This is a genomic window from Spirosoma koreense (assembly GCF_054777875.1).
In genome coordinates this window covers 132,615-148,310 of sequence record NZ_BAAHAC010000022.1, presented here as the reverse complement: position 1 = coordinate 148,310, position 15,696 = coordinate 132,615, and the positions used below count along the sequence as shown (strand labels likewise).

Annotated in this window: 14 protein-coding genes; 6 read left to right on the top strand and 8 right to left on the bottom strand. The window is 52.6% G+C overall.

Annotated features, from left to right (window positions below):
* The first annotated feature begins 30 nt into the window (after positions 1-30).
* Together ACYVC2_RS14230 and ACYVC2_RS14225 are read left to right on the top strand one after the other, a co-directional pair.
* Positions 31-1,929 carry an ABC-F family ATP-binding cassette domain-containing protein gene (locus tag ACYVC2_RS14230; RefSeq protein ID WP_461103115.1) on the top strand — a complete coding sequence of 633 codons (1,899 nt, stop codon included), beginning with the start codon at positions 31-33 and terminating at the stop codon, positions 1,927-1,929.
* Between the two features lie 91 nt (positions 1,930-2,020).
* Positions 2,021-2,656: a DedA family protein gene (locus ACYVC2_RS14225; protein ID WP_461103114.1), complete on the top strand. Its 636-nt coding sequence runs from the start codon at positions 2,021-2,023 to the stop codon at positions 2,654-2,656.
* A 9-nt stretch (positions 2,657-2,665) separates the two neighbouring features.
* Here ACYVC2_RS14225 and ACYVC2_RS14220 read toward each other — a convergent pair whose 3' ends face one another.
* Both ACYVC2_RS14220 and ACYVC2_RS14215 read right to left on the bottom strand, forming a co-directional pair.
* Positions 2,666-4,024: an NAD-dependent succinate-semialdehyde dehydrogenase gene (locus ACYVC2_RS14220; RefSeq protein ID WP_461103113.1), complete on the bottom strand. Its 1,359-nt coding sequence runs from the start codon at positions 4,022-4,024 to the stop codon at positions 2,666-2,668.
* Between the two features lie 86 nt (positions 4,025-4,110).
* A complete protein-coding gene (locus tag ACYVC2_RS14215) occupies positions 4,111-4,608 on the bottom strand; it encodes a MarR family winged helix-turn-helix transcriptional regulator (protein ID WP_461103112.1) in 498 nt (165 codons plus the stop codon).
* A gap of 173 nt (positions 4,609-4,781) precedes the next feature.
* On the opposite strand from ACYVC2_RS14215, the gene ACYVC2_RS14210 reads away from it, so the two are divergent.
* The 4 genes from ACYVC2_RS14210 (at position 4,782) to acpP (ending at position 9,312) form a co-directional block, all read left to right on the top strand.
* Positions 4,782-5,894: an HlyD family secretion protein gene (locus ACYVC2_RS14210; RefSeq protein WP_461103111.1), complete on the top strand. Its 1,113-nt coding sequence runs from the start codon at positions 4,782-4,784 to the stop codon at positions 5,892-5,894.
* Between the two features lie 87 nt (positions 5,895-5,981).
* Positions 5,982-7,562, top strand: a complete 1,581-nt coding sequence (locus ACYVC2_RS14205) for a DHA2 family efflux MFS transporter permease subunit (RefSeq protein ID WP_461103110.1) — start codon at positions 5,982-5,984, stop codon at positions 7,560-7,562.
* A 91-nt stretch (positions 7,563-7,653) separates the two neighbouring features.
* The gene (locus ACYVC2_RS14200) at positions 7,654-8,982 is read left to right on the top strand and encodes a TolC family protein (RefSeq protein ID WP_461103109.1); all 1,329 of its coding nucleotides are present in this window, start codon (positions 7,654-7,656) and stop codon (positions 8,980-8,982) included.
* 99 nt (positions 8,983-9,081) lie between these two features.
* A complete protein-coding gene (acpP, locus tag ACYVC2_RS14195; RefSeq protein WP_461103108.1) occupies positions 9,082-9,312 on the top strand; it encodes an acyl carrier protein in 231 nt (76 codons plus the stop codon).
* A gap of 120 nt (positions 9,313-9,432) precedes the next feature.
* On the opposite strand, the gene ACYVC2_RS14190 is transcribed toward acpP, so the two are convergent.
* The 6 genes from ACYVC2_RS14190 to ACYVC2_RS14165 form a co-directional block, all read right to left on the bottom strand.
* A complete protein-coding gene (locus ACYVC2_RS14190; RefSeq protein WP_461103107.1) occupies positions 9,433-10,137 on the bottom strand; it encodes an NAD-dependent epimerase/dehydratase family protein in 705 nt (234 codons plus the stop codon).
* Complete coding sequence (locus ACYVC2_RS14185) at positions 10,134-10,844, bottom strand: 2-phosphosulfolactate phosphatase (RefSeq protein ID WP_461103106.1); 711 nt, start codon at positions 10,842-10,844, stop codon at positions 10,134-10,136. Before ACYVC2_RS14185 ends, ACYVC2_RS14190 begins: the two co-directional genes overlap by 4 nt.
* A 118-nt stretch (positions 10,845-10,962) precedes the next feature.
* On the bottom strand, positions 10,963-12,054 hold the full coding sequence (gcvT, locus tag ACYVC2_RS14180) for a glycine cleavage system aminomethyltransferase GcvT (protein ID WP_461103105.1): 1,092 nt from the start codon (positions 12,052-12,054) through the stop codon (positions 10,963-10,965).
* A 71-nt stretch (positions 12,055-12,125) separates the two neighbouring features.
* Positions 12,126-13,580, bottom strand: coding sequence for a TonB family protein (locus ACYVC2_RS14175; protein WP_461103104.1), 1,455 nt, complete (start codon positions 13,578-13,580; stop codon positions 12,126-12,128).
* Between the two features lie 12 nt (positions 13,581-13,592).
* Positions 13,593-15,152, bottom strand: a complete 1,560-nt coding sequence (locus ACYVC2_RS14170) for an ABC transporter permease/substrate-binding protein (RefSeq protein WP_461107131.1) — start codon at positions 15,150-15,152, stop codon at positions 13,593-13,595.
* A 122-nt stretch (positions 15,153-15,274) separates the two neighbouring features.
* On the bottom strand, positions 15,275-15,586 hold the full coding sequence (locus ACYVC2_RS14165; protein ID WP_461103103.1) for a hypothetical protein: 312 nt from the start codon (positions 15,584-15,586) through the stop codon (positions 15,275-15,277).
* Between the last annotated feature and the right edge of the window lie 110 nt (positions 15,587-15,696).

Here is a 15,696-nt window from a genome sequence, read left to right as displayed (position 1 = left end):
GATTCGTTGAGAAAGAAGAATTACCAGCTTATGAATTACCTATCAGCCGAAAATTTAACGAAGTCTTACGGCGACCGCATTTTATTTAAAAACCTGACCGTTGGTATCAATCGGGGCGATAAGGTGGCTATTATCGGCGCCAATGGTTCGGGCAAAACGACCCTCCTTTCGATTTTGGCCGGTGCAATGCCACCCGATGAAGGGCTTGTCAGTCAGCGAAAAGATATCACCGTCGGTTACCTCGATCAACAGCCCGACCTCAACAATGCCCTGACGGTGATGGAAGTTGTGCTGGCGGGTGAAAGTGCGCAGCTCGATGCCGTGCGGGCGTATGAACACGCGCTTGTACACGACGATCCGGTGGCGCTCGAACGGGCCATGTCAGATATGGAGAAACTCGAAGCCTGGGATTACGAAGCCCAGATTCGGCAAATGCTGGGCGAACTGGGCATTCAGGACGTAAACCAGCCGGTTAGCTCCCTCTCGGGGGGGCAGCGCAAACGGGTTGCCCTGGCGCGCGTACTCATTCAGAACCCAGACCTGCTGATTCTGGACGAACCGACCAACCACCTCGATCTGGAGGCTATCGAATACCTCGAAAATCACCTGAATACCAACAACGGGACACTACTGATGGTGTCCCACGACCGCTATTTTCTGGATCGGGTCTGCAACCAGATTGCCGAGCTGGACAATGGGCAGTTATACACCTATAAAGGCAACTACGCTTATTTTCTGGAAAAGAAGGACGAGCGCGAAATGGCTTCAGCGGCTGAACTGGCCAAGGATCGGAATTCGTTCCGGCGTGAACTGGACTGGATGCGCCGACAGCCCAAAGCCCGCGGTACTAAAGCACAGTACCGAATCGACGCCTTCGAGGAACTGAAAGAAAAAACCAGCGGTAAACGAAACGACGGTGAGCTGGATCTGAATTTGCGCATGGCCCGGCTGGGCAGTAAAATCCTGGAAGTCGAAAACCTGAGCAAGCGCTTCGGCGATAAGGTACTGCTCGATCATTTTACGTATACCTTCAAGCGCCCCGACCGGGTCGGGTTGATCGGGAAAAACGGCATGGGTAAAACCACGCTCATGAACATGCTGACGGGTCAGCTTCGCCCCGACTCCGGAAAGATTACCACCGGCGGTACCGTAAAGTTTGGGTACTACACCCAGACCGAACTCGACATGCCCGAAAATCAGCGGGTCATCGATGTCGTGCAGGACGTAGCCGAAGTGATGAAGCTGGCCAACGGCGATACCGTTACGGCTACGCAGCTTCTGAGCCGGTTTCTGTTCAACCGGCAGAAACAGTACGATTATGTATCGAAGCTGAGCGGGGGCGAAAAACGACGTTTACAGTTGCTGCTGGTGCTGGTACAAAACCCGAACTTTCTGATTCTGGATGAGCCGACCAACGACCTCGACATCTCGACCCTGAACGTGCTGGAAGAATTTCTGCTGAACTTCTCGGGCTGCGTGCTGATCGTTACCCACGACCGCTATTTCATGGATCGGCTCGTCGAGCACGTATTTGTCCTAGAGGGCGAAGGCAAAGTCCGTGATTTTCCGGGAAATTACACCGATTACCGGGAGTGGCGTGACGCTCAGCCGAAGAGCGGGTCACAAAATGATAAAGCGCCCGCAGCCTCTTCCAAGAACCAAACACCCGAGCCGGTGGTTTCTTCGGCGTCAGGAAGTAGTCCGGCGAACAACAGCCGGAAGAAACCGTCGTTCAAGGAGATTCGTGAATACGAAACCCTGGAAAAAGAAATCGAGTCGCTGGAGCAACGGAAAAGCGAAGTGGTGGGTCTGCTCAATACGGGTGGCCATCATGAACAGTTAGTGGCCTGGGCTCGGGAGATCGAACAGATCGAGCAAAGCATCGCCGAGAAATCGGATCGCTGGCTCGAGTTGGCAGAATACATGTAACGCGGACGGTCCGCCGTTGCGCGGGGCCACCCGTGCGGTGGAAATCCGCTCCTATCAGCGTCAATTTGCGGGTTTCCACCCGCGTTACACCATGAACCAGATTATCGATTTTTTTCAATACCTGCTCAACTCCGAAGAAATCATTCGGACGGGTGGCCTGATATTGATCACCCTGATTGTGTTCGTCGAAAATGGCTTTTTCTTCGGCTTCTTCCTACCGGGCGATTATTTGCTTTTCTTATCGGGTGTGTTTGCCGGTACCAAATTGCTGAACGTGCCGCTGGCTTTATTACTGGCCTGCATTTTTGGAGCAGCGGTGCTGGGATCGCTAACCAGTTATATTACAGGTTATTATTTTGGCGCGCGCATCAAAAACCAGCCTGATTCGCTGTTCTTTAAGCAGAAATACATCGACAACACCCGCGACGCGTTTATGCGCTACGGCAACAGCGCCCTGATTGTTGCTCGTTTCCTGCCCATAGTGCGCACGTTCTCTCCGCTACTGGCAGGCCTGATTCACATGCCGTTTGCTTACTTTATGCTTTATAATGTTGTGGGCGGAGCTATATGGGTTGTCACGCTGGTAGGAGGAGGGTTTTTCTTCGGCGATCGGTTTCCTGGTATTGTCGATTACGTTCAGTACATCATCATTTTCTTCCTGGCCGTTACGACGTTTACAGTGATCAAAGGGTATCTGAATTCGAAAAAAAAGCCTGAAAATGTGTAAGGTTGGTTCTTACACCTTCTCGATCCACACTGTCTTTACATTCACAAACTCTTTGATGCCTGCTTCCGATAATTCGCGGCCGAAGCCGGACGTTTTGATACCCCCAAACGGCACCCGTGCATCGGATCGCATTAACCCGTTGACAAAAACCGATCCGGCCTGAATTTGTCGCGCCAGCCGGTCTGCTTTCTCTAAATCCTGCGTCCAGAGAGCAGAACCAAGTCCGAAATCCGATTGATTCGCCAGTCGAATCGCATCGGCTTCGTCTTTAGCTTCGATAATGACAGCCAGTGGACCAAACGTTTCTTCGTCGAAAGCCGTCATGCCGGGTTTCACATTGTCCAGCAAGATCGGCTGCACGTTACAACCCGACCGTTGACCACCCGTCAGTAGTTTAGCGCCTTTCGCTACCGATTCGCGGTATTGGCGTTCGATATCGTCGGCCAGGTTCAGTCGGGCCATGGGTCCCATCGTTGTAGCTTCGTCCGTCGGATCTCCCTGCTCGATCAGTTCGACATGATGCAGCACTCGTTCAGTGAATCGCTTTTTAACCGATTTCTCGACGATAAACCGCTTGGCGGCAATGCAACTTTGCCCGGCGTTCTGCATACGCGACTTTACGGCCACTTCAGCCGCTTTTTCCAGATCCGCATCGGCCAGCACCACCAGCGCATCGGACCCACCCAGTTCGAGGACCGATTTTTTGATCTGGCTTCCGGCAATGGAGGCTACAGACGCTCCGGCCGGTCCACTCCCCGTGAGCGTAACGGCTTTTACCCGACGGTCTTTTAGTAGCCCTTCTACAGCCGGCGAACCGACGAGTAGTGTCTGAAAAGTACCTTCTGGCAAGCCGCTCTCCCGGAATATTTCTTCGATTGCCAGCGCACAGCCGAACACGTTGGAGGCATGCTTGAGTAAGCCGACGTTGCCGGCAATCAGGCCCGGAATGGCAAAACGCATGACCTGCCAAAACGGAAAATTCCAGGGCATGATGGCTAACACAGCGCCCAGCGGCTGGTGAGTGATAAAGCTTTTCTGCGCATCCGTTTCAATGGGCTGGTCGGCCAGGAACGCTTCGGCATGATCGGCATAGAAAGCGCAGGTTACGGCACACTTTTCTACTTCGGCAACGGCCTCTTTCAAGGTCTTCCCCATTTCGGCGGTCATCAGTTCGCCGTAGCGTTGTTTATGCGCTGTTAGATAATCACCGACTTTACGGAGATAGGCGATACGCTCCTGAATGGACAAAGCCGACCAGTCGGCAAAGGCCCGGTCGGCTTGTTTTAGCTTACGCTCGACAGCGCTGGCACTATCGGCCCGATAGGTTTTCAGCTTCTGCTGCGTATAGGGATTTATGGACGTAAACATAGGACAGTGTATGTATGATGGATGATATAGGATGTATGAAGTAATTTACTCGACTTATATGTCCTATATCATCCATCATACATACCCTATACCTCGCCTGATTGTTCTTCTTTTTCCAGTTCAACCACCAGTTTGGTCATCGTTTCGATAACCTGTTCCATGCGTTCGTGACCGACAATCGTGTCAAATTTATCGCGGGCTTTCTGCATGCATTCTTCCAGGGCCACAAACAGCTCTTTGCCCCGGTCGTTCAGAAAAATAATGCTGGACCGGGAGTCGTTCGGATTCTTCTGGGTATAGATGTAGCCTTCCTCCTCCAGAAGACCGACAATCTTACTCATCATCTGCTTGGTTACACAAGCCCGCTTCGCCAGTTCATTGTTCGTCGTGCCGTGCTCTTCAATATTCGATAAGAACATCAGGTAACTCATTTTGAAATCAGAATAGCCCAGCGCGTGCAAACGAGGCTCGATGTAGCTACTCGTGAACCGCTTCAGCCGCCAGAACAAACGCCCCACCGACCGCTCTCTAATCAGGCGAAACTGGTTAAAATCAAAGGAAGTTTTATCTGTTTTTAAGCTCATGAAAGCAAAAAAGAAATCACTGAAACAATTTACCTAAAAATTTTGTACAAATATAGTCAACTTACTTGACTTCATAGTCAACCTGGTTTACTTTTGCTGCACAATAGTCAAACAAGTTGACTATTGCTTTGGTTCTTTATTAAACCTAGTTCTTGCCAAAACGTTTTTGAAATATGGCAGCCATCACTGGAGAAATGACAACTACAGAGGAAAAAAGCGGGGTTCAAACCTATCTGCCCCGGATTATCATTGCGATCGTGTTGCTGGTAGGCGGCTACTTTGGCTACCAGGCTTATCATCACGCCCAACTTTACGAATCGACCGACAATGCCCAGATTGAAGGTAATGCCGCACCGGTACTAGCGCGGGTAGCCGGTTATGTAACCTCGGTTCAGGTCGACGACTACGCGAATGTCAAGCAGGGACAGCCGCTGGTAACCATTGACCCTCAGGAATATGACGTAGCCCTGGCTCAGGCTGAAGCAGATTATCAACAGTCGCTTGCGGATCTGGCCACGGCCCGCGCCGACCTGCAAAACGCCGAAGCCAACGCCCGCAACGTCGTGCAGAACGCCCGTGTAGCGCAGTCGAACGCACAGGTGCAGGCCGCCCGTCGGGATAAAGCCCAGCAGGATTTACAACGGGATCAGAACCTGTACAAAGAGCAGTCGCTAACCCGGAAACAACTCGAGGATTCGCAGAACAACGTCGAGGTACAGAGCCGTCAGTACTCGGCCAACGTCGAGCAGATCAACCTGGCAAAAACCTCCGAAAGCGTGGCACAGGCCGGTATTGCCCGCGCCCGGGCCAACATCCAGAAGATCGAAGCGCTGATCAAAGTAAAGCAGGCCGCTGTCGACAATGCCAAGCTGAAAGTAGGGTATGCACACATCACAGCCCCCATTGCGGGCAAAATCGGTCGTAAAAACGTTGTACCGGGCCAATTCGTGCAGCCGGGCCAAACACTGTTTACGATTGCCGCTGACTCCACGTTCTGGGTCGTTGCTAATTTCAAGGAAACGCAGTTGGAAAAAATGCAGGTGGGCCAACCCGTCGAAATCAACCTCGATGCCTATCCCGACCTCGACATCAAAGGGCGTGTCGCGTCGCTATCGGAAGCCACCGGTGCTCGGTTTGCCCTCCTCCCTGCCGACAATGCTTCGGGTAACTTCGTCAAAATTACCCAGCGTGTTCCGGTAAAGATCGAAATCCTCAACCCGGAAAAATACAAAAACCAACTGCGCGCGGGTCTGAGTGTCGACGCCGACGTTCGGGTAGCCAACTAAGATAATGATTAGTTGATAGTGGTTAGCCGACAAATCTGTCGCGCTCACCACTGACTACTAACCCCTGTCGACTGATAACCAATTTTTATGGCACAACAAGGTGGATTTGGTCGCTGGATCGTTGTCATCACAGCGGTTTCAGCAGCCATTATGGAACTGATTGACACGTCGATTGTCAACGTCGGTTTGAATGATATTGCAGGGAATCTGGGCGCTACCATCGAAGACGTATCGTGGGTCGTTACGTCGTACGCCATTGCCAACGTCATCGTAATTCCGATGACAGGCTTTTTGCAGCGCTATTTCGGGCGTAAAACGTATTACATCGGCTCGATTATTCTGTTTACGCTGGCGTCGTATGGGTGTGGTTTTGCCGGTGATCTGTGGACACTGGTATTCTTCCGCTTCCTGCAGGGCGTTGGTGGAGGAGCGCTGTTATCGACCTCGCAGGGGCTGATGTACGACGCCTTCCCGCCTTCGCAGCGGGCAACCGCATCGGCGCTGTTCGGCATGGGCATTGTACTGGGGCCGACATTAGGCCCAACCCTGGGTGGCTACATCATCGACAATTACCACTGGAGCTGGATGTTCTATATCAACGTTCCGATCGGGATTATCGCCGTACTGCTCAGCTCGGTTTATATTGAAAGGAAACCCGACGAGATCAACATCAACCGGAAGTCGATTTACATCGATCAACTGGGCATCCTCTTTCTGGCGCTCGGTATTGGCAGCTTGCAATATGTGCTGGAGCGGGGCGAAGCCGATGACTGGTTCGATGACAGCGCTATTCGATGGCTGACGGTCATTGCGGCTGTTACCTTGCCCGCTTTCGTCTGGTGGGAGTTGCGGGGTACCAAGGAGCCGGTAGTGGATCTGCGAACCCTGAAGAACCGCAACCTGGCGATCGGCTCGATTCTGATGGTTGTGATTGGCTATGGGTTGTTTACTTCCGTACTGCTTTATCCATTGTTCGCTCAGCGCATCGTGGGTTTGACGGCTACGCAGACCGGCCAACTGCTGATTCCAGGTGGGATCGTCACGCTACCCATGTTTGCCATCGCGGGACGCATGCTGTCAAAAGGTGTATCGCCGAGGCTGCTGGTGGCCTTAGGCTATGTGGCCTTCTCGACCTTCTGTTTCATCATGTCCACCTACAACATGGACGCATCGAATGGTGATTTCGTTACGGCACTCATCATTCGGGGTATTGGCCTGGCTTTCGTAAACGTGCCCCTCATCAACCAGTCGGTTTCGACGCTGGAACCGCGTCAGTTACCAACGGGCATTGCCATTGTGAACATGATGCGGCAAATCGGCGGTGCTTTCGGGGTAGCCATCACAAACACCTACGTTACCCAGCGGGCGGCCGTTCACCGGGGCGATTTAGTATCGAATTTACAACCCGGCAGCCCCGCCCTGACCGAGCGGCTGAGTGCCCTGACGCAAGGGCTAGCCTCCAAAGGAATCAATGCCCTGGATGCCGTATCGGGCGCTTACCGGAACCTCGATCTGATCATTACGAAGCAGGCGCTTATGGTATCGTATCTGGACACGTTCAAGCTGGCAGGTCTGTTCTTCGTGGTTTCGTTTCCGCTCCTGTTCTTATTGAAAAGTAAAAAAATGGACGCAGCGACTGCCAAAGCCGTTGCCGACTCTGCCCACTAAGTTTAGTTATCGATCGTCTTGCGGGAAGTTCAGCCATGAACCGACACACGGCAGCTATAGCCTGAACCTTCCGAAAGCTCACATAAAAACTATGAAACCGAGATTTCTCATTATAACCACCTTACTGGCGATTGGCTCCGTTCGGGCGCAGAATCCGTCGGTTCAGCTACCCGATGAGTTACGTGCGCTGATTCAGCAGGCGAACACCAACTACCCGGTTCTCAAACAGCAGCAGCAACAACTCCAGGCAGGCGAGGTGCGGGTCGATATTGCCCGGACAGCCATGCGGCCCAACGTGGGATTCAATGGCTCGTATGCCTACATCACACCGGTGCCGAGCGTCACGTTTCCAGTCAACGGGCAGGATGCCGTTCTGAAACTGGCTCCTAACAACAGTGTCAACGCCAACATTTCCGTCGGCCAGACCATTTACGATTTCGGGCGCACCGAAGCCGCCATCCGGCAGGCCACCGATAACGTCCAGCTCCTGCGCCGGACCTACGAACTGACCCAGCAGACGCTTGGCTATCAGGTAGCAGCGGCTTATTACGGCATCGGATTTGTGCAGCAGGCCATTGCCGTACAGGACTCGGTCATCAAAACGGCGGGCGCTAATGTCAGGCTGCTGGCGACTCGTCTTCAGAATGGCGATGCGCTTCAGTACGATGTATTGTCGGAACAAGTGCGGGTTAAGATTGCAACGAATCGTAAGATCGAACTGCAAAACCAGTTGGAACGTCAGGTGGCAGCCCTGACTTATCTGACCGGTAATATACAACCGGCTTTCGACCAGGCGTCGCAGCAGTTTCAACTGGGCACTCAGACCGCTCCGGTGCAGTTGTTCGATATGAATGGTCAGTTTCAGACCGCAACGACGGGCAACAAAGACATTCAGTTGGCTCAGGACCGGGTGCGGGCCGCCGAAACCGAAATTCTGGTCAATCAGCGGGCGGGCCAGCCCAACATTAGCTTCAGCGGATCAGGCGGGTATAAAAATGGCTATCCACTCAACGTAGAACAGCTCCGGGCAAACATGGTGGCCGGGGTGAACATTACAGCTCCGATTTATTCGGGTAAACGCTACAAACTACAAAATCAGGCCGCTCAGTTGAACCTGAATGCCAGTCGCTACGCCGTTGAGAATGCGAACGCTCAGTTGCGGCAAAGCATTTCTCAGCTCAACGCAGACATTCGTAGTAACCAAACCCGACTGGCCAACCTGGAGACCCAGGTGCTGCAGGCTCGTAAAGCTCTTGAGATTGCCAACGCTCGCTTACGAAATGGGGTCATTACCAATGTGGAGCTGCAAAGTGCAGAAACGGGCGTAGAAGAAGCCGAACTCGGCCGGCTAAATTTTCAGTATCAGCTATTACTCAATCAGTTGGAATTGAAGCGGCTGCTTGGCGAATCGCTGCTTTGAATTAAACAATTGTTAAAAATCCGGCAACGTGTATACTAAACTGGGCCGAAACGAATTGTATACATAGGTAGCAGGTTGAACAAACTAAACAAACCCAATATGAAACAGCGAGTGATTGAGATTCTGAAACAATTTGGCGTCCCTGAGTCCGCCATTACCGAACAGACCCATTTCTCGCGCGATCTGGGCCTGGATAGTCTCGACACGGTCGATCTGATCATGCAGTTGGAAAAGGAATTCGGCATTCGGATTCCCGACGAAGACTACCAAAAATTAACTACCATGAACGGAGTATTAACGTATCTGGAAGCGGAACAGGCAGTCGTTTGATCGGTTTCTGGTTTCCTTCCCGAACGTTTTCCGTTCGCTTACCAGCCTCTTACCTACTGACAGGACTTTACGAATCTCCTATCGGTAGGTTTTTTTAATTTTGATGATCCGGAAACGGGTTTACTCAATACGAAAAGCAGGGTTCCAGTTCAGGTCGTTCTGTGCCTTACTGGAATCCACCGTCCCGTCTTCTTCGGCTACGTTGTAAATCCCTTTAGCACCCTGGGAGATTGCTTTTCTGGCTGCGTCGGCGGCTGCATCCACATGAACCGCCCCACCACTCGCCGGCTCCTCGAACCCAGTTCCCGGACCATAAAACCGACCGTAGCGCAGAACAAGACCTGTAAAAGGCGCGTTCAGTACCTGCTCTTCGAGTTGAATGACACCACGAGCCGAAGCATTCAGCCGAGATTCTTCACGATACGGCAGTAGCCCGGGGGCGTAAGCAAACGAAATACTTTGAGCAACGATTCGCCTGACGCCCCCAGCCTGCACGGCAGCCGCAATCAGGTTGCGCGTCCCTACCTCCCGGATATGCGCATTGCGCACCAGTGCTTCGGGCATCCGGACCGGGTCGAGAGCGGGCGGCAGATCGGTAAGCTGATGAATAATAACCGTAGGGCTGACCTTGGCAACAAGGTGGTTCAGTCGGTCGATATCGAATACATCGACGACGATCGGTTCGACGCCCAAAGCCCGCAGGGTATCTGTCTTCTGCGCGAAACGCGTCGTCCCCATTAGCTCCCAACCGTCGCTGACCAATAACCGGCACAGCCGTTGGCCAACAGCGCCACTGGCGCCCGCAATCAGGATTCGGCCGTTCATACGTCCATGTTCACCAGCGCATTCCCGCGCAATACGGGAACCACGTCGTACAGATCGTGCTGTAGGCAGTAGGTAATATCTTTCTGAATCCCCAATCGCTGGAGCCGACGAATGTGTGAAGCATTCGCCATGTAAGCCACCAGGTTATCTTTTCCCTGCACATACAATCGCCAGGCCATGATGGCACTATCCTCCGCCATAGCATAGCTATCTTTCAGGCGATCGACCAGCGCACCGGCAAAGAGCGTATCTTCCAGATTGACGCGGCCTTTCCAGCCCGCGCAAAGCACCATGACGTCGTAGCCCTCCGTTTTCAGATAGCGGACAATCGCATCCAGATTCAGAAACGAACCAACCAGTACTTTTACGGCCGATCTGGATTTTGTAATAGCCAGCGTACCGTTGGTAGTGGTCATGGCTACATTTTCTCCACGGATGCGTTCATCCATGTACGTAAAAGGGGAGTTATCCAGCTCGAAGCCTTCTACTTTCCGGGCGTTCCGCTCGGCGGCCGCCAGATATCCGCGTTCCTGCAATTGCTGACACTCTTCAATCGTAGCCACAGGAATAATACTATTGACACCGTAAGCAAAGGCCGTAACCATGCAGGAAGTAGCCCGAAATACATCGGCAACGATCACAATCGTATTCTCAACGGAATGCAGATGCAGTAAATCGGGAGTAAGACAAACGTCAATTTGTTTCATAGGAATTCCGAACCGGGATTTATGTGATTTTACTGACCGGCTATGATTTTTGCTTTCGGAGAAAGCTGATCAGCTAATCACAGTCGGTCAATCAAATCAGATAAATCCCGGTTCTGACTTATTTTTTCACGAAAGGAAGTTTAATGACCTGGGCCTTAAGCAGGCGGTCGCGGACTTTGACATAAATTTCGGAACCGGGTTTGCTCAAGGCTGTTTTTACATAACCCAACCCAACTCCTTTACCCAGCGTAGGTGACTGTGTACCCGATGTTACTTCACCAATTGGATTGCCGTCGGCATCGGTCAGTTCGTAATGACCACGCGGCACCCCCCGGTCCAGTAGTTCGAAACCCACCAGTTTGCGCGGAACGCCCTGTTCTTTCTGCGCTTTCAGGATATCGGCGTCGATAAAGTCGTGGGTAAATTTAGTGACCCAGCCTAAGCCCGCTTCAATGGGCGAGGTTTCATCCGTGATGTCGTTTCCGTAGAGGTTGTAGCCCATTTCCAGCCGCAGCGTGTCACGGGCACCGAGACCGATCGGTTTGATGCCATAGGGTTCGCCCGCTTTAACGATGGCTTCCCAGACGCTTTCGGCCTGGTGGTTGGAGACGTAAATCTCGAAACCACCCGCACCGGTGTAACCCGTTGCCGACACAATAACGTTGGCGCAACCGGCAAAGTCGGTTTTCTCGAAGGTGTAGTACTCCATGGCATCCAGATCGGCTTTGGTCAGCGGTTGCAGCGCTTTGGCCGCCATCGGCCCCTGAACGGCAAACAGACAGGTACCGTCGGAGATGTTCGTCATCGTCACGTCGTAATCACCGGCATACTGACTGATCCAGTTCCAGTCTTTTTCGATGTTGGAGGCATTGACCACCAGCATGTATTCGATGTCGCTGATCCGGTAAACCAGCAAATCGTCGACGATACCACCCCGCCCGTTGGGCAAATAGCTGTACTGAACTTTACCATCGTAGAGAATGCTGGCATCGTTGGCCGACACACGCTGAATCAGGCCCAGTGCGCCTTCGCCTTTCAGAACAAACTCGCCCATGTGCGAGACATCGAAAATACCGACGCCGTTGCGCACCGTGTTGTGTTCATCGAGATCGGAGGTGTAGCGAACGGGCATTTCGAAGCCCGCAAACGGCACGATCTTCGCGCCCAGTTGCTGATGAATATGATGGAGAGGGACTTGCTTAAGCGACATGTACACGGATGTTATCCGACAAAGTTACAAACGTATCCATGGGTTTCAATCGCCCTTAACCGACAATGACCTTAGTTGAGGCTAAAATTAATGGGTAAATTATACTTCACCCGTACTTTTTCACCGCGTTGAGATCCTGGTTTCCAGCGGCCGCTCATGGCCTTGACAACCCGCAGGGCTTCCTGATCGACTGACGGCGCGACGCCCTTGATGACCTCGTAATCGCAGAGCGTGCCATCGGTACAAACCACAAAGCTGATGAACACCTTGCCCCGAACGCCAGCCCGCTGAGCCTCGGGCGGGTAGCGAAGATTCTGCGCCAGAAACTGCCCAAGACCTGACATTCCTCCCTGAAATTCAGGTTGCTGTTCGACGATATCGTACCGTAGCGTGTCGGACTTGCTCGACCAGGCTTTTCCGGACTGGCAAACGCCTTTCTCGTAGGCTTCTTCGTAGGCATACGAACCATCCGCATACCGACCGGTCCAGACGCCCTGCTTGAAGCCGTCTTTGTAAAGGCCTTTTTCCAAAAACTGGGTTTCTTTAGTCGTATCAGCTCGCGAAATGGTTTTGGTCTGGTACATAGCCTGTCCATTTCCATTGTCGACCAACATATGCCCCTGATCGTCCCAGACACCAGCTACCAGATTGGGTTGGCTGGACGTGGACGGATTCGGTTTAAAGTCCGTGTGGATCTGGCTGATTTGTCCGTTTGGATACCAGGACGTTATCACCTGCCGATCCGCGAAATCGTCTATTTTCTCAGCCAATGCACCGTTTTTGTGGTAAACCAGCTCCGGCCCCGCTTTTCGTCCGTTCTGATAAAACTCCTGCCGAAGACGGGCCCCTTCCATATTTAGCTGGATTACCTCCCTTTCCCATAATTTATCTTCGTTCTGATAACCGATGGTTTGGATTGCCTCTTCCAGGATGGAGCGTGGTGGATTCATCTTCCGGACGAGCGGCAACCGAAACTCTTCTTTCCAGGCTGTTCCCTTGCGCTTGAGAAGTACAATGTCGCCATCTGGCAAACCCGTACTATCTACGGGCGCCATTTGCTTAAAACGAGCCTTACTGCTATCGGCCACTGGCTTGTTGTCAGCGTCAAAAAAGCTGATTCGAGCACCGTTTTCGTACGGGAAAGGCGCGTTCTTAGGAAACATAATGGGCCTGGTTATTTTCTGTCGAACGGCCTGACCATTTTTTTGAGCTGGTTGCCAGGCATTGAACAGGCTAAAGACCCGCACGGCTTCCCGGTCGCAATCGGGTCGGAATTTTTGTAGGACTTTTACAGTCGAGATACGGCCATCGGCTTCAACGATGCCTTCCACAATAACCCGCCCTCCGATCCCACTGGCCTGAGCAGCGATCGGCTTTCGCAAGTTAGCCTGAACGAAGGTGTAGAAATACGATATACCGCCCCGGGCCTCGGCCACACTATCGACTTCAAATGATTGATAAAGCGCATCCTGCGCTAATGAGGTTGATCCTGTAAGCAACGCAAAGCATAAAAGTGCCCATTTCATAGGATAATGACTCTATTTCATATGTAAATATTGCACCAATCGTTCAATCGTCCAAACGTTTAACTGCCGCGACTGCTCGCGACGCATCATCAGGCAATAGCTGTTATTAAAGCCGAGTGGTTTCAGCCAGGTAAGCTGGTATTTTTCGGCAAACTGTTTCCTGACAAACCCGTAAACCGAGTCGGGTTGCATCGGTAAGCGCTGGAGCGTAGCGGCTGGCGGTTGCAAAATAACCAGTAACCCCGTGCCCGTATATTCGGGATATAGATCGACAGCACCGGTACGCAGCGCATCGAAACAGATCTGAGTGCCGCCCAGACCAGTTTTCGTAACAACTCGCAGTTGGGTTTTTCCTTCAATCAGTTGCCGGTAAATTTCCGCCAGGATATACTGCTCGGTAAACACCTTCGATCCCATCACGATCGTCTGCGAACGTTCGCCGGGTTTAGGCCGTTGAAACAAGCCCGTTTGCTTCAGAAATTCGGTGGCAATGCGTTCGGGTGACTGGTGCAGGTAATCAGCCCGGTAATTCAGCTCGGTCATGACCGAGTCGGTAAGCTTCCCGGCCAGTAGATTCAGCGTTGGGCCAAGTTCGGCATAGCGGTCGAGTGTGGCTTGCCGAACAACCGGAGCGGCATCGTAGGGCGGAAAGGCATGCCGGTTATCGGCTAACACAACCAGGTCAAACGCTTTGATGCGGCCATCGGTTGAATAACCGCTGATGATGTCGACCTGCTTTCGGTAAATGGCCTCGTACATCAGATTCTGATCGAGCAGGCGCGGGCGGAGCGATAAGCCATATGTTTTCTGTAAGCCTGGATACCCATCGGCCCGACCGTAAAATTCATGCGCAAAACCGGCGATCAGTTTGTCCTGACGACCGGGTAACAGATAGAACGCCGACAGAAACGGAACTAGTATTACGAAAACCAACGCCCCTATCCGCAGCCGCTTACCCGACAGTTTTTGTAACTGAGCCAGCCCCAGATCGAACCCGACGGCCAGCAGCGCAGCCGGAATAGCGCCGGCCAGCATCATGCTTACGTTGCTGAGCGCAATACCGCTAAAAATAAATTCGCCCAGCCCACCGGCGGCCACGTAAGCTGCCAGGGTCGCAACACCCACGTTGATCACCGTGGCCGTACGCACCCCCGCAAAGATGACCGGCAGCGCCAGCGGCAACTCGACGCTGGCGAGAACCTGCCTATCGGTCATACCCACGCCCCGTGCGGCTTCTTTCACAACGGGGTTCACTTCGGTGATGCCCACATACGTATTGCGAATAATAGGCAGCAGCGCATACAGGAAAAGTGCGACCAGCGCCGGGCCGACCCCAATACCCAGCAACGGAATCAGAAAACCCAGCAGGGCAACGCTCGGTACCGTTTGCAGCACACCCGCTATGCCCAGCACACTACTCGCCAACCGGGTTCGGCGGGAAATTAGAATACCCAGCGGCACGCCGATCAGCAGTGCCAACAGCAGCGATACGAACGTAAGGCCAATATGCGTCAGGGTTTGCTCGAGCAATTTATCGGCGTGGTCGCGGACGAAGGCAAAAAAATCAGTCATGCGAAACGTAGTCATCCGGTGATCTTACCCACAAAAAACAGGCTACTGAAATCAAGCTGGTCATCGGAACCTTTGCCCGTTTACCCACCTGCTTCAGTAGCCTGCCTGGCACTCAATCGATGCTAACTGGCCGTATCGGCAATAATCAGTGTATCGACCGTGCCCTGAAACCGGTCATCAATATTACCCGAGCTATCTCTCAATAGCAAACTTACGTTGTAAGTCACGGCATTTCCGTTGATGGTTGGATCACTGATGTCGACAATCTGCCTGAGAATATGGTGATCGCCATCTGTATATTGAACATCGAAGCCATTCAGGGCAATGTGTGCGGTGCGAACCGTACTGGGAAACGCAACTGTGCGGGGCTCATTTTGAATTTGACCTTTCGTCGGATCGAATACGACCCGATCCCGAATGAATCTTAGTGCCATAGTTGTACTTGGTTAAGGGTTAGAACTTACTATGCAATGGCTACGCCCACTGGCGGGCAAGTCGTAGACCACGACAAAGGTATACGCCTGCCAGCGTACAGGAAAGCGTA